This is a genomic window from Reyranella sp. CPCC 100927 (assembly GCF_007859315.1).
Classification (GTDB): domain Bacteria; phylum Pseudomonadota; class Alphaproteobacteria; order Reyranellales; family Reyranellaceae; genus Vineibacter.
Window position 1 is genome coordinate 13,988 of sequence record NZ_VOHA01000027.1, and the last position, 21,984, is coordinate 35,971.

Sequence of the window (21,984 nt, forward strand, 5' to 3'; positions counted from 1 at the left end):
GTTTACGCCCGTCGTTCCGGCAGGCGGGTGCGGAACAGGTCCAGACCCTTGATCGCAGCAGCAGGCTCGCGATCCTCGCCTTTCAGGATCGCCTGGACGGCGCGCAGGGCGGCCAGCAATGTCGCGGCCTGAACCGGTTTCTCCAGCAGCCCGACCGCGGTCGCCCGGGCATCGCGTGCGGCGTCGACGCTGGCCGTAACGAACAGCGCCGGAATGCCGAACGCCTCCCACAGACGCTGGGCCACGTAGGGCCCGGTTCCGCCGTCGGCCAGCATGATGTCGACCAGCGCCAGGTCGGGCCGATGGTGCTGCGCTTGCGCCAGGGCCTGGCCGGAATGGATGGCGGTGCCCACGACGGTGTGCCCGCCGGATGACAGTGTGTGTTCCATCTCGGTCGCGATGACAAAATCGTCCTCGACGAGAAGCAACCTCATCGCGTGATCTCTCGATACCCGGGTGCGATGGAAGCCACGGGCCGCGACGATCGTCGGTCGTCTCAGGATGTCTGGGAGAGCTTTCATCCGCGCCCGTTCGAAGGCGAAGTATACGGACGCAAGCGCGGATCAGTTATTCCGATAAAATCATAAGCGGATTCCGTCATGAAAAAGTTTCATACAAGGAAGCGTCGGCAGTGCCGGGGAGATTGCGGGAACCTCAGTGCGCGACACCCGTCCCCGCCACGGCTTCGCTCGGCTGGTGCCTGCCGCCGTCTTCGATAACCAATGGTTATGTACGGCATGATTGCTTTCATCGTTCCAGCCACTGCGGGGCCTGACTAGGCTGAGCCGGCGCTGAAGCGAGAATCCGGGAGGAGCCATGGCGGCGCGGACGGGCGAGCAATTCCTGCGCGGCCTCAGGGATGGCCGCACCGTGTGGGTCGGCGGCGACAAGATCGGCTCGATCGCCGATCATCCGGCGCTGGCCGGCGCGGCGCGGGCGCTGGCCGCGGTTTTCGACCTGCAGCACCAGGCGGCCGACGTCTGCCTGATGCCCGATCCCGAGACGGGTGAGCCCATCAACGTCAGCCACATGATCCCGCGCTCGCGCGAGGACCTGCAGCGGCGCCATCGCGGGCTGGAGCGGATCGCGGAATACTCCGTCGGCCTGATGGGGCGCACGCCCGACTACATGAACGTCACCTACGCGGGGTTCGCCGGTCGCTGCGATGAATGGGCCATCAACGGCAACGAGCGCGGCGCCGACAACCTGGTGCGCTACCAGAAGAAGCTGGCGCGCGAGGACATATCGCTGACCCACACCATCGTGCATTCGACCATCGACGTGGCCAAGGGCAAATACCCGACCGGCTTCGATCCGGTGCAGCTGCACAAGGTCGAGGAGACCCAGCACGGCATCGTCGTGCGCGGCTCGCGGGTGCTGGCCACCTTGGCGCCGTTCGCCGACGAGCTGGCGGTCTATCCCGGCGCCCCCATGCCCAACGCCGCCGACGCGCATGCGCTGTCGTTCTGCATCCCCATGGACACGCCGGGGCTCACGTTCATCTGTCGCGACAGCGTGGCGGTGAACACCAACCGCTTCGAGCATCCGCTGTCGAGCCGGTTCGACGAGCAGGATGCCTTCGTGATCTTCGACAATGTCGAGGTGCCGCGCGAGCGGCTGTTCATCGACGCCAATCTCGACGTCTACAACACGGTGATGAAGTCGAGCTGGTGGGCCAACATCATGCAGCAGACCATGATTCGTGCCCAGACCAAGCTCGAGTTCGCCTGGGCGCTGGCCAGCCGCATGGCCGAGGCCATCAACGCCAACCAGCCGCAGACCCAGCAGATGCTGGGCGAGATCGCGATGTTCGCCGAGTTCGCGCGCACGGCGGTCTATGCCGGCGAGCAGGGCGCACGGGAGTACGGCAACGGCCTGTGGTGCTGCGATGTGCGGCCGCTGGTGGCGCTGCGCGCCGCACTGCCGACCTGGTTCCCGCGGGTCAACGAGATCATCCGCCAGATCGGCGCCCACAACCTGCTCACCACGCCGGCGCGCGCGGCGCTGGCCGATCCGCAGCTGCGGCCGCTGATCGATCAATACCTTACTGGCGTTGGGGTTGATGCCGAACAGCGCAGCCGGCTGTTCCGCCTGGCCTGGGACTTTGCCGGCACGGCACTGGGCAGCCGCAACGAGCAGTACGAGCGCTTCTATCTCGGCTCGGTCGGGCGCAACCTGACCATGGCGCAGACCCTGCTGGATCGCGGCCGGGGCAACCGCCTGGTCGACCGGTTCCTGACCGAGCCCCTGGAGGCATAACAGCCTTGCGGCCGACTGGGATGGCGCGCTTTTTACGGTGTTTGGGGTATGATGCGGCCCGAAAAAGGACCGCGGCACAGACCGCCGTCCGGCAGGGAAGAGGATGCCATGGACAAAGCCAAGCCAGCCGCGGCGCCGGTGACTCCGCGCGGGATCAATCACCTGGTGCTCAATGTGCGGGATCTTGATGAGTCGCACCAGTTCTGGACCGAGATCGTGGGCTTCAAGCAGGTCGGCGAGCTGAAGCCGACGCCGCAGCGTCCCAACCCGGCGCGTATGCGCTTCTACAGCGGCGACCGCGGCGGCCAGACGCATCATCACGACATCGCGCTGGTCGAGAAGCGCGACCTGCCCGAGCCGCCCAAGGACTGGAGCATGTATGGCGGCGCGCCGCTGGCGGTGAACCACATCGCCATCACCTTGCCCGACCGCGAGTCCTGGCTGCAGCACCTGGAGTATCTCCAGGGCCGCGGCGTGAAGTTCGACCGCCGCGTCGACCACGGCATGACGCACAGCGTCTACATCCACGACCCCAACGGCTACGGCGTGGAGCTGCTCTACGAACTGCCGGCCGAAGTCTGGTCGGGCGATATCGACGCCGCCCTGAATTTCGCCCGCATCCTGCCGACCGAGGGCGCCGAGGCGCTGGTCGACGAGGCCGAGAAGAACCCGATTTTCAAGCGGACGGAAGCCGTCGCGTCGTAGTCTCACCGTCGTCCTGAGCGTAGCGAAGGACCTTGCGGTCGTTCGTTCAGCCCCTGCGCTGAACGGTCCACCGCAAGGTCCTTTGCTACGCTCAGGACGACGAGATCTTCCTCTCCAACCGAGCATCACCATGGCCAAGCGCAAGAGCATCGAGATCCCTGGCTTCAAGCATCAGAACCCGATCCCCGTCGCCAGCCGGATCGGCAACATCCTGATGTCGAGCGTCACCAGCGGCGTCGATCCTGGTACCCGCAACCTGCCGCCGGAGCTCGCCAAGCAGATCACCAACCTGTTCAGCCACATCAAGGCCACCGTCGAGGCGGCCGGCGGCAGCCCCGACGACATCATCAAGATCACGTTCTGGGTAAAGGATCCGGCCACCGGGCGCGCCGCGATCAACAGCGAGTGGGAAAAGATGTTCCCCGACCCCGCCTCGCGGCCGGCCCGTCATACGCTGGCCATGGCCGGCGACGGCCCGTCCCAGATCACCTGCGATTTCGTCGCGGTGTTCGGGTAGATCCTGGGAGCGCGGGCCTCCGGCCCGCTCATGGTGAACCCGAGCTTTCGCCTTGATGCGGGCGAGACGCCCGCGCTCCCAGGTGGTACCGTCGGTGCGCGCTGTGGAGGCCACCATGGGACACGACAGGATCGAGATCGCCTATGGCCGGGGCGCCCTGCCGATCACGCTGTCGGCGGACATCCAGCCGACAGTCATCCGCAAGGCCGTGCTGCCCAAGCTGCCGGACGCCCATGCCGCGATCCGGCACGTCTTCGACCATCCCGTCGATGCCAGGCCGCTGCACGCGCTGGCCAAGGGCCGCCGCAGCGCCTGCATCCTGATCTGCGACATCACGCGGCCGGTCCCCAACCGCCTGTTCCTGCGGCCGATGATCGAGACGCTGGTGCAAGGCGGCATCCCGATCGACCGCATCAGCGTGCTGGTGGCGACCGGCCTGCACCGTCCCAATCTCGACGCTGAGCTCGCCGAGCTGGTGGGCGATCCCTGGGTGCTCGAGCACGTGCGGGTCGAGAACCACTATGCGCGCAACACCCAGGACCAGATCGATTTCGGTGTCACCGCCACGCGCGGCACGCCGGTGCGGCTCAACCGGCTGTTCGTCGACGCCGATCTGCGCATCGCCACCGGCCTGGTCGAGCCGCATTTCATGGCCGGCTGGTCGGGCGGCCGCAAGGTCGTGGCGCCAGGTGTCGCCGGCCATGAGACCATCCGCACCTTCCACTCGGCGCGGTTCATGGAGGACCCGCTGGCGGTGCAGTGCAATCTCGCCGGCAATCCGCTGCACGAGGAGCAGCTCGAGATCGTGCGCATGCTGGGCGAGATCTATGCGCTCAACACCGTGATCGACGACGACCGCGACCTCGTGCACGTCACGTTCGGCGAGATCATCGCCTCGCACCTGGCGGCGGTCGACTTCATCCAGGACGCCACGCGCATTCCGGTCGGGCGCAAGTTCAAGACCATCGTGACGTCGTCGGCCGGCTACCCGCTCGACAAGACCTACTACCAGACCATCAAGGGCATGGTGACACCGCTCGATATCCTCGAACCCGGCGGCACCCTGATCATCGCCTCGCAGTGCTCCGAGGGGTTCGGCTCGCCCGAGTTCCGCGACGCGCAGGTGAAGCTGGTCGAGCTCGGCCCGACGCGGTTCCTCGCGACCTTGACCGCGAAGTCGCTGGCCGAGATCGATGAGTGGCAGACCGAGATGCAGTTGAAGCCGATGCGACTGGGTCGTGTGCAGCTCTACACTGAAGGGCTGGATGCCGAGGAGCGGCGCATCACCGGTGTCGAGCACATCGCCTCGCTCGATGCGGCGATCGCCCAGAGCGTTGCGCACCATGGCGATCCCGCGGTGGCGATCATCCCGGAAGGCCCTTACGTCGTCCCCGTGCACAGGCCATGAGCATGGACGCTGCCCGTCATCCCGAGGCTGCGATTGTCCTTCCCTCGAGGATGCAGGGCGGCATGGGAAAAGCCTTCATGGTGAGCTTGTCGAACCATGAAGGCCCTCGTACGACGGTTGGTGCGAGACGCTTCATGGTTCGACAAGCTCACCATGAAGCGTTGCTGCAACGGCGGGTGCGCCTCCAGTGACGCGCGCTATCCATCTCGATGCGGTCGGCGGTGTCGCCGGCGACATGTTCGTTGCCGCGCTGCTGGATGCGCAGCCGGACCTGCGGGTGCGTGTGATCGCGGATGCCGCCGCTGTGCTGCCGCCCGACGCGGGACAGCCTGAGCTGGTGGAGACCAGCAACGGCGCGCTGCGAGCGCTGCGCTTCGGACTGAAGGCCGCGCCGGCAGATCACGATCATCGTGACCATGATCACGGCGACACGCACCGCCACGCCGGCGATGCCGGCAGCTTCCGCGACATGGTGGGTCGCATCCGTGCGGCGTCGTTGCACGCCGGCACGGCCGACCACGCCGTGGCGATCCTCACCCTGCTGGCCGAGGCCGAGGCGGCGATCCACCGCGTACCGGTCGACGACGTGCACTTTCACGAGATCGCCGACTGGGATTCCCTGCTCGACGTGGTGGCGGCCGGCAGTATCGCGGCGGCGCTGGCGGGCGCGCGCTGGACGGTCTCGCCGCTGCCGCGCGGCGGCGGCCTGGTGAAGACACGGCATGGCCTGCTGCCGGTACCGGCGCCGGCCACGGCCGCGATCCTGACCGGCTTCGATTGGCGCGACGATGGCGTCAGTGGCGAGCGCGTCACGCCCACGGGCGCGGCGATCCTGCGCCATCTCGTCGATCCCGGTGCCGTGGGCGGCGCCGGCGGTCGGCTCGATGCGGTCGGCACTGGCGCCGGCACCCGTACCTTGCCCGGCATCCCCAACGTGCTGCGCGCGCTGGTCTTCGCTACGGCCGACGTGGCGGCGCAGGACCGCGTCACCATCCTCAGCTTCGAGATCGATGACATGACCGGCGAGGAGATCGCTGTCGCGGCCGATCGCCTGCGCGCGGTGGCCGGTGTGCTCGACCTCTCCATCGGCCAGCGGCTGGGCAAGAAGGGCCGCGCCATGCAGTCCTTCCGCCTGCTGGTGCAGCCGCAGGCCGTGCAGAGCGTGGCCGAGCGCTGCTTCGCCGAGACCTCGACCATCGGCCTGCGCGTGCGCGAGGAGAGCCGACTGGTACTGCCGCGCCGACTGTCGACGACCGATGCGATCGGTGTGAAGGCGGTGCGGCGACCCGGCGGTGTGCAGACCGTGAAGGCCGAGAGCGATGACCTCGACGGCGAAACGCTGGCCGAGCGCCGGCACCTGAAGCACCGCGTCGAGCATGGGGAGGGCTGATGAGCGTGGCCGCTCTGCATGACCAGCTCGTCGCGGCGATCGCGCGTCACGCGGGACTGGCGGTCGCCGTGAGCGGCGGTGTCGACAGCATGACCCTGGCGACCTTCGCCCACCGCCTGGCGGCGGCGCCGGTCGCGATGATCCACGCCGTCTCGCCTGCCGTGCCGCCGGCCGCCACGCAGCGCGTGCAGGCGCGCGCCGCGGTGGACGGCTGGGCGCTTACCATCACCGGCGCCGGCGAGTTCGACGATCCGCGCTACCGCAACAATCCCGTCGATCGCTGCTATTTCTGCAAGACCAACCTCTACGACCGCATCCGTGCGCTCTCGTCGCATCCCATCGCGTCGGGTGCCAATCTCGATGACCTCGGCGACTATCGGCCCGGGCTGCTCGCGGCATCGGAACGCGCGGTGGTCCATCCGTACATCGAGGCCGGCATGGACAAGGCGGCGGTGCGCACGCTCGCCCGTGCGCTGGGTGCCGATGACGTGGCGGAGCTGCCGGCGCAGCCGTGCCTCGCCAGCCGCGTCGAGACCGGCATCGCCATCGACGCATCGGACCTCGCCTTCGTCGATCGCGTCGAGACGGCCCTGGCGCACGCCCTGCCGGCGGCGGCGACGGTACGGTGCCGTATCACCCATGCCGGCGTGGCGATCGAGATCGGCAACGATATCGCGCAGAGCGACATCCTGGCCGATATGGCGGCGCGGTTCTGCCGCGATGACGGTCGCGTCTTTGTCGGCGTCAGGCGCTACCGGCGTGGCGCCATGTTCGTGCGGACCTAGGCGTGGAGTTCCAGTTCGACCACGAGCGCGAGCAGCGCACCGGCGTGCCGGAGGCGGTGTTCTGTACCCACAAGAGCGCCGCACAGATCGATGCCATCCTGGCGGCGGCGCGAGTCGGAGGACACCGGCTGCTGCTCACGCGGCTGGATGCCGGACGGCATGCGGCGCTCACGGCGACGGCCGGCCTCGACTACGATCCGCTGTCAGGCACCGCCATCCTGGGTGCGCAGAGCCTGCTGTCGCGCGAGGGCATCGGCATTGTCGCCGCCGGCACATCGGATATGCCGGTGGCGCGCGAGGCGGCGCGCACGCTCGCCTTCAGCGGCTGGCAGGCACCGGTGATCGCCGATGTCGGTGTCGCCGGTCTGTGGCGGCTCACCAGCCGCCTGGATGACATCCGCCGCTGGAAGGTCGTGATTGCCGTTGCCGGCATGGAAGGCGCGCTGTTCAGCGTGGTCGCCGGCCTTGTCGCGGCGCCGGTGATCGCCGTGCCGACATCCGTCGGCTACGGCGTGGCCGCAGGCGGCACCACCGCGCTGCACGCGGCACTGGCGAGCTGTGCCCCCGGCGTGGTGGTGGTGAACATCGACAACGGCTTCGGCGCCGCCACCGCCGCGATCAAGATGCTGAACGCAGCGGGGAGGCAGGACATACCGTCATCCCGAGCGTAGCGAGGGATCTTCCGCGAACGACATCCGGTGCGCCATACGCGGGAGATCCCTCGCTGCGCTCGGGATGACCCTGTGCATCACACGAACTGGCAGGTGATGGCGCCGAGCGGGCCGTAGTCGATGTGGAACTTGTCGCCGGCGCGGGCCGGCACGGTGCGGGTGAAGGAGCCGCCCAGCACGACTTGGCCCGGTTCGAGCTTGATCCCGTGCGGCGCCAGCTTGTTGGCGAGCCAGGCGACGCCATTGGCGGGATGGTTCATCACCGCGGCGGCCACGCCCGACTCCTCGATGATGCCGTTGCGATAGCACAGCACGCCGACCCAGCGCAGATCGACCTCGGTCGGCTTCACCGGCCGGCCGCCCATCACCAGTGCCGCGTCGGCGGCATTGTCGGCGATGCTGTCCTCGACCCGGCGTCCGGCCTTGGTCTCGGGATCGACCGGCAGGGTGCGCGAATCGACGATCTCCACCGTCGGCACCACGTAGTCGGTGGCGCTCAGCACGTCGAAGATCGTGCAGTTGGGCCCCGACAGCGGCTTGCCGATGATGAAGGCCAGCTCGCATTCCAGCCGCGGTTCGATGAAACGGCTGACCGGCAGTTCGCCGCCGTCAGGATAGAACATATCCTCCAGCAGCACGCCGTAGTCCGGCTCGTTCATGCCGGTGATGCTCTGCATCGCCCGCGATGTCAGCCCGATCTTGTGGCCGCGGATCTTGCGGCCGTCGGCCAGCATCAGCTTCACCAGGTGGCGCTGCACGGCGTAGGCATCGTCGATCGAGAAGCCCGGATACTGCGACGTCGGCGGCCGCACGCGCTCGCGGGTCTTCTCGGCCCGGTGATAGGCACGGGCGATGGATTCGATCGTCGATTGGTCCAGCATGACGGGTCCTCAGTGGCGCTCGCAGCGCCGTAGTTAGCGCCGAACGCAGGCCGGCGCTACAGGCAACGCTTCATGGTGAGCTTGTCGAACCATGAAGCGTTTCGCACCAACCGTCGTGCGCGTGCCTTCATGGTTCGACAAGCTCACCATGAAGGCATCTCCCGGACGAGCGGGGCTAGCGCGGCTTCTTGAACTGTGCCGGCAGGCGTTCCTCGTTGCCCAGCGCGACGCGGCGCACGCCCTCGGTGTCGGTCGGCTGGTGGCCGACGGCGGCCCGCGGTGCCGGCGCCGTCACCACGCGGTTGCCCAGCCGGCCGACCTGGGACACCTCGACCTCGATGAGATCGCCGACGTCCATCGGGCGTGAGTTGGCGGGCGTGCCGGTCAGGATGATGTCGCCTGGCATCAGGGTGATGTGGCGGGCGAGGTCGGCGACCAGGTAGTCGATGCCGAAGATCATCTCGCTGATGGCGCCTTCCTGCACCAGCTTGCCGTTGCGGTATGTGCGCAGGGTCGATTGGCGGATGTCGATACCCGACACGATGCCGGGTCCGATCGGACAGAAGCCGTCGGGCCCCTTGACCCGCAGCATGGAGCCGGCGTCGGTGTCGCGCATGTCGTGCAGGCCGACATCGTTGGCGGCGGCGAAGCCCAGCAGGTGGTCCCATACCTGCTCGCGGCTGACGTTGCGCGTGACCTTGCCGATCACGGCCGCGACCTCGCCCTCGTAGTTCAGGAACTGGTAGCCTGCCGGCCGGATCAGTTCACCACCATGCGCATTGAGCGCCGTGGTCGGCTTCTGGAAGTAGGTCGGTGTTTCGGGGGGCGTGTCGGAGCCGGTGAATTCCCAGTAGCGCGACCGGTAATTGACGTGGACGCAGAGGATCTTGCCCGGTGTGCAGGGCGGCAGGTGCTGTACGCTCGCCTCGGCGACGACGCGTCCGTCCTCCAGATGGAGCTGGCCGTCACGGACCTCGGCCCAATAGGCGCTGCCGCCATGAAGCACGCGCCGCAACTCTTTGCGTGGGCCGTCCAACACACTCATGATGTTCCCTCTCCGTGGCAATTCCCGTTAACCGTAGGAACGGCGCTCCCGTCCGGGCCGGTCATGCGTGCTCCCCCCCATGCCCGGCTGCGGTGACGATCGGGATCGACCTTGAGCGCATTGTCGCGCCGACGCACCGGATGTCGGCGCCCGACACGCCCGTGTCGAGTGCGATGGGACGCACGCGCGTTCCTCCCGAGATCGAAGGGCCCCGTCGTCATGGCAGTTGACGCCGGCCCTCGATCGCCGGCATCTCAACATGGCCAAAATCGATGGTCAATTAGATTATCGATATTTTAATTGACACTCGATAGTGCGGCTATTCTTAATGCCGCGTGGCGCGGTACGCGATGTGGCATCGCCGCAGGAATGCTATAAGCATTGTTGCAGGGGAGTTGGGAGACCCGTCACGACATGAGAAGCCCGCAAGCTAGGCAGATCACGCCGAAAATTCACGCCGTCGATACGCCAAGCGCCAAGACGCTGATCGAAAAAGTGTACGGCGATCTCAAGCAGGACATCGTGCGTGGCCAGCTCCGCCCGCGCGCGAAGCTGCGAGTCGAGGAACTGCGGGCCCGGTTTCAGGTCAGTTCCAGCACGATTCGCGAGGCTCTGCTGCTCCTGGTCGCCGATGCCCTGGTGACGTCGGAGGGCCAGCGCGGCTTTCGCGTGGCGCCGGTATCGCTGGACGATCTGCGCGAAATCACGACGCTGCGCAAGATGATGGAGACGATGGCATTGCGGGAGTCGATCGCGCTGGGCGACGACAACTGGGAGTCGGCGGTCGTCGCGGCCTTTCACAAGCTCAGCCTCATCGACACGCGCCGCATGCGCAAATCCGACGAAGTGGCGCGCGAGTGGGACCGGCGCAACCATGCTTTCCATGAAGCCTTGATCGGTGCCGCCCGCTCGCAGTGGGTGCGTCATTTCCGGCGTATTCTCTATCACAGCGCGGAGCGTTACCGGGCGTTGTCGATCTCCATCCTCAATGTACGTCCCGGCGTCGGGCAGGAACACAAAGCCATCATGGATGCGGCGCTGGCGCGCAACGCCGATCTCGCGTGCCGCCTGGCCGAGGAGCATATCGAACGCGGCTTCGCGACGGTCTCCCACATTCCCAAGGACATCCTCGACCCCGACTGATCCGCGATGCGTTTTCGATGCGCCGCGATCGCCGGGGCTTGCCGTTGCAAATTATCGATATTCCTGACTAGTATCGGCAATAACGAGAACGCGAGAGGTGAGGAAATGAGTGCGATCACGGAGCTCGGCTATATGGTGATCGGGGTCAAGAACCTGAGCCGATGGAAAGCGTTCGCGAGCGAAATCCTGGGCATGGAAGTCGTCGACGAGGGCGAGCCCGGGCGCTGCTACCTGCGGATGGACTTCTGGCACCATCGCTTCATCGTCGAGGAGGACGGCAGCGACGATCTGCGGTGCCTGGGCCTGCGCGTGGCCGGTCACGAGGAGTTCGGTGCCCTGCAGAAGGTGCTGCGCGAGGCCGGTGTCAGCCACCAGGTCTGCTCGCGCGCCGAGGCCCAGGATCGCCACGTGTTGGAGCTGATGAAGCTCGAGGATCCCAACGGCAATCCGCTCGAGATCTTCCATGGCCCGCACGTGCAGTACAGCAAGCCGTTTCATCCCGGCCGGCGCATGTATGGCCGTTTCGCCACCGGCGACGGCGGGCTGGGCCATTGCATCATCCGCAACCTGGACCTGGCGGCGAGTTACAGTTTCTATCGTCTGCTGGGCATGCGGGGCGGGATCGAATACAGGATTCCGCGGCCCGACGGCTCGGTGGGCGAGGCGCTCTTCATGCATTGCAACGAGCGCGACCACACGCTGGCGTTCGGCATCGGCGGCAGCAAGCGGATCAATCATGTGATGATCGAGTCGCAGAGCTTCGACGATCTCGCCTACACCTATGAACTGGTGCAGAAGCACAACATCCCCATCGGCATCACGCTGGGCAAGCACTCGAACGACCACCAGTACTCGTTCTATTTCCTCAATCCGTCGGGCTGGCTGATCGAATATGGCTGGGGCGCCCGGCCGGCATCGCATCAGAGCGAATACTATCAGGAGGATTTCTACGGCCATGAATTCCAGCCCCATGTGCTGACGCCCAATTGGGACGCGCTCGACGTTCCCAAGGCGGCCGAGTAGCGGACCGGAAATCGTGGCTCCGTCGACCGCAGCGAGGTCTCTACCCGCATGAACACATCCGGCGTGGTAGATGTCTCGCTGCGAACTGAATGCTCCACTGCGACAGGCACATTGCGATGATGAAGTTCGGCATCGGCCAGCCCGTGCGGCGGCTCGAGGACACGCGGCTGGTGCGTGGCCAGGGACGCTTCCAGGACGATACCCATCTGCACGGCCAGGTCTACGCCGTCTTCCTGCGCTCGCCGCACGCACACGCGCGCATCCGGTCAATCGACACGAGAGCGGCCCTGGAAGCGCCCGGTGTCGTGGCGATCTACACCGGCGCCGACTATGCCGCCGACGGCATGGGCATGCCCAAGGCGACCATGCCGCGCAAGAAAGCGGACGGCTCGCCCATGTTCGCGCCGCAGCGGCCGGCCCTGGTGATCGATCGCGTACGCTATGTCGGCGATCCGGTGGCGATGGTGATCGCGCACAGCCTGGCGCAGGCCAAGGATGCGGCAGAGCTGGTCGCCGTCGACTACGAGGCGCTGTCCTCGGTCACCTCGACGGCGGCCGCGGCTGAGCCGGACTCGCCGCGCGTATGGGACGAGAATGCCGACAACATCTCGCACACCTACGAGCGCGGCGATCGCGCCGCCACTGAGGCGGCCTTCGCCCGTGCACATCACATCGTGCGTCGCCGCTACGTGATCACGCGCGTTCATGCGCAGTACATGGAGCCGCGCGGTGCGCTGGGCTCCTACGATCCGGGCGAGGATCGCTTCACGCTGTACGCCGACGTGAACTACCCCCACCGCGTGCGCAACATGCTGGCCAACCAGGTGTTCAAGGTGCCCGAGAGCAAGGTGCGGGTGGTGTGCCACGATGTCGGCGGCGGCTTCGGCATCAAGGGCTGGCAGTACATCGAGCATCGCTTGACCCTGTGGGCCGCGCGCAAGCTGGGCCGCCCGGTGCGCTGGACCTGCGAGCGCTCGGAAACGGTGATGGCCGACGAGCATGGCCGCGACAATATCGGCGAGATCGAGCTGGCGCTGGACAAGGACGGCGTCTTCATTGGTTTGCGGCTCAACATGCAGGCCAACCTCGGTGCCTATGTTGCGTCGGACCGCCAGTTGCTGACGCCCTTCGGCATGATCGGCACCGTGATCGGCGTCTATCGCACACCCTGCGCCTATGTGCGCATCGATGCCGTGCTGTCGAACACCAACCCGACGGCGCCTTACCGCGGCGCGGGGCGGCCGGAGGCGATCTACCTGATCGAACGCGCGATCGAGGCTGCGGCGCAGGAGATGGGTATTGATCCCATCGACCTGCGCCGGCGCAATATCATCCCGCCTGCGGTGATGCCCTATAAAAGCCCGTTGGGGCCGTTGTACGACTGCGGCGAGTTCGAGAAGGGCATGGACATGGCGCTGCAGGCCGCCGACCACGCGGGCTTCGCAGCGCGCCAGGCCGAGTCGGCCAGGCGCGGCAAGCTGCGTGGCTTCGGGCTGGCCAATGCCATCGAGCAGGCGGCGGGCGCGCAGCCGGAGTACGCCGAGATCCGCTTCAATCCCAGCGGCACCGCGATGCTGCTGATGGGCACCAAGACACATGGCCAGGGCCACGAGACGGCATTCAAGCAGATCCTGCACCAGCGCCTGGGCATCGATCCGCGTGAGGTGCAATACATCGATGGCGACACCGATCGCGTCGCCTTCGGCATGGGCTCCAACGGCTCGCGCTCGATGGTGATCGGCGGCTCGGCGCTGGTGCTGGCCAGCGACAAGATGGTCGCCAAAGGCAAGCTCATCGCCGCCCATCTGCTGGAAGCGGCGGCCGCCGACATCACCTTCGCCGATGGCAAGTTCACGGTCGCCGGCACCGATCGTGCCGTCACCCTGAAACAGGTAGCGATGGCGTCGTTCCAGCCCGGCCGCGTACCGCCCGGTGTCGAGCCCGGCTTCTTCGAGCATGCGACCTTTACGCCGACCCACGATACCTATCCCAACAGCTGCCATGTCTGCGAAGTCGAGATCGATCCGGAAACCGGGACGGTGCAGCTCATGTCGTACCTGGTGGTCGACGACGTCGGTACGGTGATCAACCCCCTGACCCTGAAAGGACAGATTCACGGCGGCGTTGCCCAGGGCGTCGGGCAGATCCTGATGGAGCAGGTGGTCTATGATCCCGAGTCGGGCCAGCTCCTGACCGGCAGCTTCATGGACTACGCCATGCCGCGCGCCGATACGCTGTGCGACATCACCGTCACCAGCAAGCCGGTACCGACGAAGTTCAACGTGCTGGGCGCCAAGGGGGCTGGTGAGGCGGGCTGTGTCGGCGCCCTGCCATCGGTGATGATCGCGATCATGAACGCCCTGGCGCCGCTGGGTGTGCGGGAACTCGACATGCCGGCCACCAGCCATCGTGTCTGGCAGGCGATCCAGGACGCGCGCGCGAACCAGGCCTAAAGAAAACTGCCGCGGGGTGCTCCCGCGGCCGGTTGTTTCCGCGCGTCAGGCGATGGCGTCGGTCACTGCATCTGGCACGGCACGTTGTCGACGAACGTCGTGACCGGCGGGCCCGACACATCGGCCGCGACGCGGCTGCCTGCCGGCACGTTGTGCATCAGAACCGTAACGTCGGCGACGGGACGGTCGCCGTTGCGGAACGTGCACATCACGCGCGCATCGAGATTGCGGGCGCTGTTGTTGGCCAACCCCAGTGTCAGCTGCCAGCTGCCGCCGGGAACCGGCGACAACGATGTCGGATCCAGCGTGACGAGCGGGACGGATGTGCCCGGCGCCGACGTGACGGGCACGCTGCCCAGCGGACGCAAGGCCGGCGATACTTCGCCCAGGCGCTGCAAGGGAACCTGTTGCGCCGTGGGGTCGAAGGCGCGATCGCGTGGCGGCACCGGCCGCGTGTCCCGACCGGCCGTCGCGGGCGTTTGTGCCTGTGCTACAGGGACGATGGAAACAACGACCATGGCGATGCTGGCGATCGTCAGTGCACGCATTGTCTGATCCTCCTGGGACGCTGTTCACACTCTCGATGCTAATGCGTGTTCTGGTTGAGTGGAAGGTCATGAACGATCCAGAACAGATCGCGAGGGCGCAAATTTATTCCGAAAATGAACTGACGTAATTTACAGGACGTCACTCCAAGGGAGACAGAACGCGGCAGGGCGCGTTGTCGACGAAGTCGGTCACCGGTGGTCCGGCGACCTCGGTGGCGACGCGATCGCCCGGCCGCACGTTGCGCATCAGCACCGCGATATCGCCGACAACGCGGTTGCCGTTACGGAACGCGCACGCGATGCGCACATCGATGTTGCGCGGGCTGTTGTTGTCCAATGTCAGCGACAGTTGCCAGCGATCGCCGGGTATCGGCCGCAACGCAGCGGGACCCAGGGTCACGACCGGGACATTCGAGCCGGGGACGGAGCGTACAGGCACCACGCCGACATGACGCAACGGTGGTACGACCAGGCCGATGTGATCGGTGGGCACCTGCTGCTGGCGGGGATCGAACGCGCGATCTTCCGGCGCCACCGGAATGTGGTCCTTGCCGACTGTCGTGGGATCCGGCGCAGGCGGTGGTTGAACCACCCGCGGCTGCGGTTGCGCCCGCGGTGCCGGCGGCTGGCCGGTGGTCGACATACGGTCGTAACAAACCAGACGCGCGGTCGGGTCGGCGATATTGGCGCAATTGGGCTGTGCCTGGGCGAAAGCCACACCGGTGGTACCCAAAACCAACAGGGCAGCACTCACGGTTGTTAGGGTCGTCTGGCGCGGCATTTGCCCGGATCTCCTCTGCAGCCATTAATAACGCCTGGAGGCTGTCCCGGTTCCTCCGGTCCAAGGGTTGTTGCTGCAGCGCACCATGCGCATAGCCCTGCGGCGCTGGCGGTCTACCAGCGACGTAAACGGCGGTTTATCGTGACGGGTAACGACCAAAGGAGACATACCGAATGGCGAAAACCGCCACCGCGGCCGAGGTCCTGGCGCCGGACGCGCCGGAATTGAAAGTCGGCCAGGAGCGTCCGGTGGACGCTGTCTACGAAGGCCAGAAGGCGCCGGCGATGAAGCCGCGCGATGCGGCCACCTTGATCATCGTGCGCAAGCCGAACGATCCGGCCGGCATGCCCGAAGTGCTGCTGGGATGTCGCGATGCGGGTCATGCGTTCATGCCCAACCGGTACGTATTTCCCGGCGGACGGGTCGATCCCGCCGATGCCCGCGTGCCGGTGGCGACGCCGCTGCGCGCCGAAGTCGACGAGCGCCTGCGGCGGGCTGCCAGCGCTCAGAAAGCGAGGGCGCTGGCGATTGCCGCCATCCGCGAGACCTTCGAGGAAACCGGACTGATCATCGGCGAGGCGTGGGACGGCGCCTCCGGTGCCGTCGACAAGCACTGGCAGGGCTTCCTCGATCAGGGGTTGGCGCCGGCGCTGCATCATCTCGACTACATTGCGCGCGCCGTCACGCCGCCGGGTCGTCCCAGGCGTTTCAATGCCCGTTTCATGATGACCGATGCCGAGGTGCTGAAAGGCACGATCAAGGACAGCAGCGAACTGGGCGATATCCGCTGGGTACGCCTCGACGAGGCGCAGAAGCTGCCGCTGCCCACCATCACCGGCCTGATCCTGGGCGAGGTCGGCCGTCTGATCCGCGAACCCCCGGTCATCGGGGTGCCGCGCAAGATCCCGCTGTTCAAGACCATTCACCGCAAGCACATGCTGCTGGAGGAATAGGTTTTTGGACCGCGCGCGTGGACGCGCGCGGTCCGAACGGGCTACAACGCGGGCGCGATGCCGCCTCCTTCGAATTCCGTTCTGCTGCTGACCTTGCCGCCGATCCTGGGCGGCGTTACCTCGCAGGGGCGATTGGTCGTCGATCTGCTGCAGCGGCACGGCTATGACGTCACGGTGACGTGGCGTGCGTATTTCCAGGATCAGCCCGAGCTGTCGGCGCCGAGCTGGACGATACCCCGAGGGCGCAAGCCTGCGGTACTCGAGGTCCCCGGTTGGTCATGCCGCCGCGTTGCGGTCGGCACCTGGCTGCCGGAGTTCGAGTGGGCGCACCATCAGCCCTGGGCGCCATGGCGGCAGCTGCTGGAGAACAACAGTCGGCACGTCATCGTGTCGGGCAACAATCTCGCCGGCTGGGGACCCACGGCGCTCGGCCTGCCGTCGATGCAGTGGATCGCCACGCCCTATATGGCGGATCGTGTCGATCGCACCGCGAAATGGCCGGTGTGGCGTCGCGTCTATGACGCGACATTGAATGCCTGGATGGGGCGCCAGCATGAGCGGCGCAGCCTGGAACGCGCCGATACCGTGGCCATCAGCCGCTATACGCTCGACGGGCTGGCGGCGCTGACGCCCCGGGCCCGGTTGTTCGGTGTGGTGCCGATCCCTGTCGACACGCAGCGCTTCACGCCGCAGGGTCGCGACCAGGGCGCGCAGCGCAAGCTTCGGATCGGCTTCAATGGCCGCATCGATGATCCGCGCAAGAACATGGAACTTCTGGTGCGGGCCTTCGACCTGGCAGCCCAGGCGCATGGCGACATCGAACTGCATGTGCGCGGGCCGCTGGATCGCGACGCCTTCATCGCGCGCTACGACGCGGCTGCCATCGGCGACCGGCTCACCGTCGGCCCGCCAGTGAAGCCGGCGGAGTTTCCCGACTGGTATCGCTCGCTCGACATCTTCGCGATTCCCTCGCACCAGGAAGGCCTGTCGATCGTCGGCACCGAAGCCATGGCCAGCGGTTGCGCCGTGCTGTCGACACGATGCGGCGGACCGCAGGATTTCGTTCTCGACGGCGAAACCGGCCTGTTGTCGGGCTTCACGCCGCGTGAGTATGCCGATCGCCTGATCGCCCTGATCGAGGATGGGGCGCTGCGCCGGCGCCTTGCCGAGTCGGGCGTCGCGCTGATCCGCGAGCGCTACGCGCAGTCGACCTTCGAGCAGCTGTACATGGAAGCGTTCACCCGCGCCTTCGGCGGGTGAACATCATTCCCGCGGCGTGGGGTGGCGATAACGTCACGCCACCTTGAATCGAGCCGCCACGGTGGGCGGGCCGTCGCTGTGCACGCGGCCGTCGGCAACGAACTGGATCAGGTGCGCCAGTACCGAACGGCCGGCTGCCGGATGCAGGATCGCCGGTACGTCCTTGTACATGCGGGCCACCATCGCCGGCACAGTATCCAGGCCGTCGCGCAGGCAGGCCAGGATCTGCCGTTCGCGGTCGAGGCGGTGATCGATATAGGCCTGTACGAACGGCTGCGGATTGCGGATCTCGGCGCCGTGCGTGGGAATGTAGATGGCTTCCTCGCGCGGCAGCAGCTTGCGCAGGGACTCGAAGTAGGACCGCATGTTGCCGTCCGGCGGCGAGATCACCGCCGTCGACCAGCCCATCACATGGTCGCCGCTCAGGATCACGTTGTCCTCGCGCAGCGCAAAGCAGAGGTGGTTGGAGATGTGCCCCGGCGTGTGGATCGCCTCGACCGTCCAGCCCGTGCCGTTCACCACCTCGCCGTCGCGCAGCGTGACGTCGGGCTTGAAGGCGTGATCGCCACCCTGCTCGGTGGCGACACCCTCGGGTGGCTTGGGGTGGGGGCCGAAGGCATAGACCGTCGCACCGGTCGCTGCTTTCAGTGCCGGCGTGGCCGGCGAGTGATCGACATGCGTGTGCGTCACCAGGATATGGCTGACGGTCTCGCCGCGCACGGCATTCAGCACGGCATCGACATGGTCCTTCATGTCGGGGCCGGGGTCGACGATGGCGACGGTGCCGTGGCCGATGATGTAGGTGCCGGTGCCCTTGAAGGTGAAGGCATTGGGGTTATGCGCCACCACGCGGCGCACGTTGGGCGTGACCGTCTTGGGCTCGCCGTACTGGAAATCGAGTTCCTTGATGAAGGGAATCGCCATGGCCGGTACTCCAATCGCCAATGTCATGTCGAGCGCAGTGAAACATCCAGGGCCCCGCCTGGATCCCTCGCGGCGCTCGGGATGACGGGTCGCCTTAACGCTGCGGGATCAGCTTGTAGATGGCGTTGCGCTTGTCGGATGTCACGTAAACGTTGCCCGTCCGGCCCACCGCGACTCCGGTGACCACGTAGGCCGGCGGCAAGCCTGGCGTCGGCTTCAGTCCCATCTTGACGTTGCGCGCCACTTCCGTCCGCGCGCCGTCCTTGGGGTCGATGGCCAGCACCATCTCGGTGCCGACCTCGGCGACATAGAGCCGGCCGTCGGGGCCCAGGGCGATACCCTCGGGTCCCTTCAGGTTGTCGGCCACGATGATGCGCGCGCCGGAGGCGAGATCGATGCGCACGATCGTGCCGGTGGCGTTCTCGGTGACGTAGACGACGTTGTCGGGACCTTCGGCCATCGCGGTCGGTGCCGCCATGTCCTTGGCGATGACGGTGCGCTCCTGCCCTTGATCACCGCTCACCTTCACGAGGTTGCCGCCGGCCTCCAGCACGAAGAGCTCGCCCTTGGCCGTCTCGATGGCGTCCATCGGTGCCTTGAAATCATGCAGGATCGCGATGCTCTTGCCGGTCAGCCGGTCGACCTTCTGCACGCTGTTGGTGAACCAGCTCGTCAGGATGACGTGCTTGGCGTTGACCGCGGCGGCCATCGGGTATTCCAGCGTGTCGCCCTGCATGCGCAACCGGGTATCGACCGCGCCGGTGGCGCCATCGATCGTACGATAGGAGAAGATATCGGCGAGATGCAGGGTGTCCTTGTCGCCCTCGCTGAACACCGCGACCCCGCCGGGGATCGCCAGCTTGCCGTCGATGATGGTGCGCGAGGTGCCCGTGTTCACATCGACCAGGTAGATCCCGTTGTCGACCATGTTGGTCACGAACACGCGGCCGCGGTTGTCGATGGCAAGATTGTCCAGCCCCGGCTTCAACGTCGCGACCAGGGTCTTGTCGCCGCTGGCGGCGTTGACCTGCACCAGCTGGCCCAGCGCCGTGTCGACGACAAACAGGTTGCCGTTGCGATCGAAATTGACCGCGGCCGGTATCTTGAAGCCGTCCGCCACCACGGTCATCGTCACCTTGTCGACGTCGATGCGCACCACCTGGCCGCGGAACCACAGCGGACCGTAGAGCTGGCCATCGGGTCCGAAATCGAAACCGTTCAGGCCACCCACATCGCTCATGATCGGCTTGCGCTGTCCGTCGCCGTAGTTGACCGGCTTGAAGTCCGGCTTGTCGATGTTCTTCAGCTCCTTGATGTCGATTTCCCACAGCGCGTCGCCGAGGAAGACCTGGGTCGCGAACAGCCGCGGCTCCTTGTCCTTCTCGACCTTGAACGCCAGCGAATTGATGCCCGGCAAGCCGGTGGCGATGACGCGGGCTTCTTTCTGGCCAGGCCGCTGCACATAGATCGTGCCGGTCAGGAAGGCCGTCCAGGCCATGGTGCCGTCGGGCCCGATGGCAATGTCGTCGGCCATGCCGACCGGCGCATCGACCACGATGTCGACGTCGCCGCTGTCGACGTTCACCCGATAGATCGTCTGGCCCACGACGCTGCCGGCGAACAGCTGGTCGTCCTTGTTGAAGGCAAGGCCGTGCACGCCGTGAAAGTACGAGCCGGGCACCAGGATCTGCTGTACGAATGATGTCGGCACCGGCATCGGCTGCGCCGGGGCTGGCGTGGCGCCGGCCGCGGGCGGTCCCGGTGTTTTGGGAGCAGGGGCTGCCGGTGCCTTCGGCGTGGGGTGCGCCGGGCCAGCCGGTGGCTTGGCGTCCTGCGCCAGGGTCGGCACGGCGATCAGCGCCGCGGCTGCGGCGCCAGCAAGGGAGGCGCGAAGGACAGCAAAAAAAGAAGGCATGCGCGACGACCCTCTGCGCACCTGATGTGGAAATGCAGCGGACTGTAGACTGCCGTTCCGCCGGGTGGAAGCGCCGCGACATCGTCAGCATCGCGGTCTTTCCAAGCACGCACCATCGGCTAACATCTCCGCCGGATCGAGACCAGCAGGAATGAGGAGACGACCATGTCCGGACCGCTGACCGGCTATACGTTGATCGAAGTCGCGGGCATCGGCCCGGGGCCGATGGCCGCCATGATGCTGGGCGACATGGGCGCCAACGTCATCCGTGTCGATCGCACGAAGTCGCACGTCATGGACCGCTTCGCCGATCCCAAGTTCAACGTGCATGGCCGCAGCCGGCGCTCGATCTCGGTCGACCTGCAGAAACCCGAGGGCGCCGAAGTCGTGCTGCGCCTGTGCGCCAAGGCCGATGGCCTGATGGAGCCGTTCCGTCCCGGCGTCGCCGAGCGCCTGGGTATCGGCCCCGATGTCTGTCTCAAGCGCAACCCCAAGCTGGTCTATGGCCGCATGACGGGCTGGGGCCAGGATGGGCCGCTGGCCAAGGCCGCTGGCCATGACCAGAACTACATCGCGCTCACTGGCGCCCTGCATGCCATCGGCCGCAAGGGCGAGAAGCCGGTGCCGCCGCTGAACCTGGTCGGTGATTTCGGCGGCGGCGGCATGCTGCTGGCGTACGGCATGGTGTGCGGCCTGCTCGAGGCGCAGAAATCCGGCAAGGGCCAGGTGGTCGATGCCGCCATGGTCGATGGCGTGGCGCTTCTGCTGGGGGCGCTGTACGGCATGAATGGCGCCGGCCTGTGGAACGACAAGGAACGCGAAGTTAACATGCTCGACGGTGGCGCGCACTTCTACGACACCTACGAGACCAAGGACGGCAAGTACGTTTCGATCGGCTCGATCGAGCCGCAGTTCTACGACCTGCTGCTGGAGAAGACCGGCCTGAAGGGCCAGGACCTGCCGGCCCAGCACGACCGCAAGGCGTGGGCGCAGATGAAGTCGCGGCTGGAAGGGGTCTTCAAGACCAAGACCCGCGACGAGTGGTGCGCCATCATGGAAGGCAGCGACGTCTGTTTCGCGCCGGTGCTGACCATGAGCGAGGCGGCACAGCATCCCGCCGCCAAGGCGCGCAATGCCTATGTCGACGTCGGCGGCTTCATGCAGCCGGCGCCGGCGCCGCGTTTCAGCCGCACCAGGGAGACGGTGGGAAGCCCGGCGCCCAAGCGCGGCAGCAACACCGACGCGGTCCTGGCCGAACACGGCTTCTCGTCGGCCGAGATCGCCGAATTGACCAAGGCGGGCGTCATCGGCGCCCAGCCGTGA

The 21,984-nt window shown here is 66.6% G+C and carries 20 protein-coding genes; 13 read left to right on the forward strand and 7 right to left on the reverse strand.

Translation table 11 applies throughout. The features are described from left to right. Window positions 1–2 precede the first annotated feature (2 nt). Window positions 3–434: a response regulator gene (locus FQU96_RS36625; RefSeq protein WP_178131001.1), complete on the reverse strand. Its 432-nt coding sequence runs from the start codon at window positions 432–434 to the stop codon at window positions 3–5. Window positions 435–816: 382 nt separating this feature from the next. On the opposite strand from FQU96_RS36625, the gene FQU96_RS36630 reads away from it, so the two are divergent. The 7 genes from FQU96_RS36630 to larB all read left to right on the forward strand — a co-directional run bounded on the left by FQU96_RS36630 (window position 817) and on the right by larB (window position 7,735). After that, complete coding sequence (locus FQU96_RS36630) at window positions 817–2,259, forward strand: 4-hydroxyphenylacetate 3-hydroxylase family protein (protein WP_146546375.1); 1,443 nt, start codon at window positions 817–819, stop codon at window positions 2,257–2,259. A 108-nt stretch (window positions 2,260–2,367) separates the two neighbouring features. Then, entirely contained in the window at window positions 2,368–2,964 is a 597-nt protein-coding gene (locus FQU96_RS36635) for a VOC family protein (RefSeq protein WP_178131003.1), read from the forward strand. A gap of 130 nt (window positions 2,965–3,094) precedes the next feature. Then, window positions 3,095–3,481 carry a RidA family protein gene (locus FQU96_RS36640; protein WP_146546377.1) on the forward strand — a complete coding sequence of 129 codons (387 nt, stop codon included), beginning with the start codon at window positions 3,095–3,097 and terminating at the stop codon, window positions 3,479–3,481. A 115-nt stretch (window positions 3,482–3,596) separates the two neighbouring features. Then, on the forward strand, window positions 3,597–4,889 hold the full coding sequence (gene larA / locus FQU96_RS36645; protein WP_146546378.1) for a nickel-dependent lactate racemase: 1,293 nt from the start codon (window positions 3,597–3,599) through the stop codon (window positions 4,887–4,889). Between the two features lie 187 nt (window positions 4,890–5,076). After that, entirely contained in the window at window positions 5,077–6,279 is a 1,203-nt protein-coding gene (locus FQU96_RS36650; protein WP_255468775.1) for a LarC family nickel insertion protein, read from the forward strand. Further along, entirely contained in the window at window positions 6,279–7,064 is a 786-nt protein-coding gene (locus tag FQU96_RS36655) for an adenine nucleotide alpha hydrolase (protein ID WP_146546379.1), read from the forward strand. Before FQU96_RS36650 ends, FQU96_RS36655 begins: the two co-directional genes overlap by 1 nt. Before the next feature lie 2 nt (window positions 7,065–7,066). Beyond that, on the forward strand, window positions 7,067–7,735 hold the full coding sequence (gene larB / locus FQU96_RS36660; RefSeq protein WP_146546380.1) for a nickel pincer cofactor biosynthesis protein LarB: 669 nt from the start codon (window positions 7,067–7,069) through the stop codon (window positions 7,733–7,735). A 77-nt stretch (window positions 7,736–7,812) separates the two neighbouring features. On the opposite strand, the gene hpaH is transcribed toward larB, so the two are convergent. Both hpaH and FQU96_RS36670 read right to left on the reverse strand, forming a co-directional pair. Then, window positions 7,813–8,616, reverse strand: a complete 804-nt coding sequence (gene hpaH, locus FQU96_RS36665) for a 2-oxo-hept-4-ene-1,7-dioate hydratase (RefSeq protein ID WP_146546381.1) — start codon at window positions 8,614–8,616, stop codon at window positions 7,813–7,815. A gap of 175 nt (window positions 8,617–8,791) precedes the next feature. Continuing rightward, complete coding sequence (locus FQU96_RS36670; RefSeq protein ID WP_146546382.1) at window positions 8,792–9,661, reverse strand: fumarylacetoacetate hydrolase family protein; 870 nt, start codon at window positions 9,659–9,661, stop codon at window positions 8,792–8,794. A 414-nt stretch (window positions 9,662–10,075) separates the two neighbouring features. Here FQU96_RS36670 and FQU96_RS36675 point away from each other — a divergent pair, with 414 nt between their 5' ends. The 3 genes from FQU96_RS36675 (at window position 10,076) to FQU96_RS36685 (ending at window position 14,280) form a co-directional block, all read left to right on the forward strand. Beyond that, window positions 10,076–10,804 carry a GntR family transcriptional regulator gene (locus tag FQU96_RS36675; protein WP_146546383.1) on the forward strand — a complete coding sequence of 243 codons (729 nt, stop codon included), beginning with the start codon at window positions 10,076–10,078 and terminating at the stop codon, window positions 10,802–10,804. A gap of 105 nt (window positions 10,805–10,909) precedes the next feature. Next, window positions 10,910–11,827 (forward strand): VOC family protein, encoded by a 918-nt coding sequence (locus FQU96_RS36680; protein ID WP_146546384.1) that lies wholly within the window; start codon window positions 10,910–10,912, stop codon window positions 11,825–11,827. A 116-nt stretch (window positions 11,828–11,943) separates the two neighbouring features. Next, complete coding sequence (locus tag FQU96_RS36685) at window positions 11,944–14,280, forward strand: xanthine dehydrogenase family protein molybdopterin-binding subunit (protein WP_218575017.1); 2,337 nt, start codon at window positions 11,944–11,946, stop codon at window positions 14,278–14,280. 62 nt (window positions 14,281–14,342) lie between these two features. On the opposite strand, the gene FQU96_RS36690 is transcribed toward FQU96_RS36685, so the two are convergent. Further along, window positions 14,343–14,828 carry a hypothetical protein gene (locus tag FQU96_RS36690; RefSeq protein WP_146546385.1) on the reverse strand — a complete coding sequence of 162 codons (486 nt, stop codon included), beginning with the start codon at window positions 14,826–14,828 and terminating at the stop codon, window positions 14,343–14,345. A gap of 139 nt (window positions 14,829–14,967) precedes the next feature. Next, window positions 14,968–15,609 carry a hypothetical protein gene (locus FQU96_RS36695; protein WP_146546386.1) on the reverse strand — a complete coding sequence of 214 codons (642 nt, stop codon included), beginning with the start codon at window positions 15,607–15,609 and terminating at the stop codon, window positions 14,968–14,970. 173 nt (window positions 15,610–15,782) lie between these two features. On the opposite strand from FQU96_RS36695, the gene FQU96_RS36700 reads away from it, so the two are divergent. Next, window positions 15,783–16,562 (forward strand): NUDIX domain-containing protein, encoded by a 780-nt coding sequence (locus FQU96_RS36700; protein WP_146546387.1) that lies wholly within the window; start codon window positions 15,783–15,785, stop codon window positions 16,560–16,562. Window positions 16,563–16,619: 57 nt separating this feature from the next. After that, window positions 16,620–17,822 carry a glycosyltransferase family 4 protein gene (locus FQU96_RS36705; protein WP_146546388.1) on the forward strand — a complete coding sequence of 401 codons (1,203 nt, stop codon included), beginning with the start codon at window positions 16,620–16,622 and terminating at the stop codon, window positions 17,820–17,822. Between the two features lie 33 nt (window positions 17,823–17,855). Here FQU96_RS36705 and FQU96_RS36710 read toward each other — a convergent pair whose 3' ends face one another. Both FQU96_RS36710 and FQU96_RS36715 read right to left on the reverse strand, forming a co-directional pair. Then, window positions 17,856–18,746 carry an MBL fold metallo-hydrolase gene (locus FQU96_RS36710; protein ID WP_146546389.1) on the reverse strand — a complete coding sequence of 297 codons (891 nt, stop codon included), beginning with the start codon at window positions 18,744–18,746 and terminating at the stop codon, window positions 17,856–17,858. 94 nt (window positions 18,747–18,840) lie between these two features. After that, entirely contained in the window at window positions 18,841–20,661 is a 1,821-nt protein-coding gene (locus FQU96_RS36715) for a PQQ-binding-like beta-propeller repeat protein (RefSeq protein WP_146546390.1), read from the reverse strand. A 165-nt stretch (window positions 20,662–20,826) separates the two neighbouring features. Between FQU96_RS36715 and FQU96_RS36720 the strand changes: the two genes are divergently transcribed. Continuing rightward, entirely contained in the window at window positions 20,827–21,984 is a 1,158-nt protein-coding gene (locus FQU96_RS36720; protein WP_146546391.1) for a CaiB/BaiF CoA-transferase family protein, read from the forward strand.

Excerpts from the sequence above, each read along its gene's own strand:
- FQU96_RS36640 (WP_146546377.1), top strand. The coding sequence starts at position 3,095 with ATGGCCAAGCGCAAGAGCATCGAGATCCCTGGCTTCAAGCATCAGAAC.
- FQU96_RS36635 (WP_178131003.1), top strand. The coding sequence starts at position 2,368 with ATGGACAAAGCCAAGCCAGCCGCGGCGCCGGTGACTCCGCGCGGGATC.
- FQU96_RS36685 (WP_218575017.1), top strand. The coding sequence starts at position 11,944 with ATGATGAAGTTCGGCATCGGCCAGCCCGTGCGGCGGCTCGAGGACACG.
- FQU96_RS36625 (WP_178131001.1), bottom strand. The coding sequence starts at position 434 with ATGAGGTTGCTTCTCGTCGAGGACGATTTTGTCATCGCGACCGAGATG.
- FQU96_RS36670 (WP_146546382.1), bottom strand. The coding sequence starts at position 9,661 with ATGAGTGTGTTGGACGGCCCACGCAAAGAGTTGCGGCGCGTGCTTCAT.
- FQU96_RS36680 (WP_146546384.1), top strand. The coding sequence starts at position 10,910 with ATGAGTGCGATCACGGAGCTCGGCTATATGGTGATCGGGGTCAAGAAC.
- FQU96_RS36695 (WP_146546386.1), bottom strand. The coding sequence starts at position 15,609 with ATGCCGCGCCAGACGACCCTAACAACCGTGAGTGCTGCCCTGTTGGTT.
- larA (WP_146546378.1), top strand. The coding sequence starts at position 3,597 with ATGGGACACGACAGGATCGAGATCGCCTATGGCCGGGGCGCCCTGCCG.
- FQU96_RS36630 (WP_146546375.1), top strand. The coding sequence starts at position 817 with ATGGCGGCGCGGACGGGCGAGCAATTCCTGCGCGGCCTCAGGGATGGC.
- FQU96_RS36705 (WP_146546388.1), top strand. The coding sequence starts at position 16,620 with ATGCCGCCTCCTTCGAATTCCGTTCTGCTGCTGACCTTGCCGCCGATC.
- FQU96_RS36720 (WP_146546391.1), top strand. The coding sequence starts at position 20,827 with ATGTCCGGACCGCTGACCGGCTATACGTTGATCGAAGTCGCGGGCATC.
- FQU96_RS36690 (WP_146546385.1), bottom strand. The coding sequence starts at position 14,828 with ATGCGTGCACTGACGATCGCCAGCATCGCCATGGTCGTTGTTTCCATC.
- FQU96_RS36700 (WP_146546387.1), top strand. The coding sequence starts at position 15,783 with ATGGCGAAAACCGCCACCGCGGCCGAGGTCCTGGCGCCGGACGCGCCG.
- FQU96_RS36715 (WP_146546390.1), bottom strand. The coding sequence starts at position 20,661 with ATGCCTTCTTTTTTTGCTGTCCTTCGCGCCTCCCTTGCTGGCGCCGCA.
- FQU96_RS36655 (WP_146546379.1), top strand. The coding sequence starts at position 6,279 with ATGAGCGTGGCCGCTCTGCATGACCAGCTCGTCGCGGCGATCGCGCGT.
- hpaH (WP_146546381.1), bottom strand. The coding sequence starts at position 8,616 with ATGCTGGACCAATCGACGATCGAATCCATCGCCCGTGCCTATCACCGG.
- FQU96_RS36675 (WP_146546383.1), top strand. The coding sequence starts at position 10,076 with ATGAGAAGCCCGCAAGCTAGGCAGATCACGCCGAAAATTCACGCCGTC.
- FQU96_RS36710 (WP_146546389.1), bottom strand. The coding sequence starts at position 18,746 with ATGGCGATTCCCTTCATCAAGGAACTCGATTTCCAGTACGGCGAGCCC.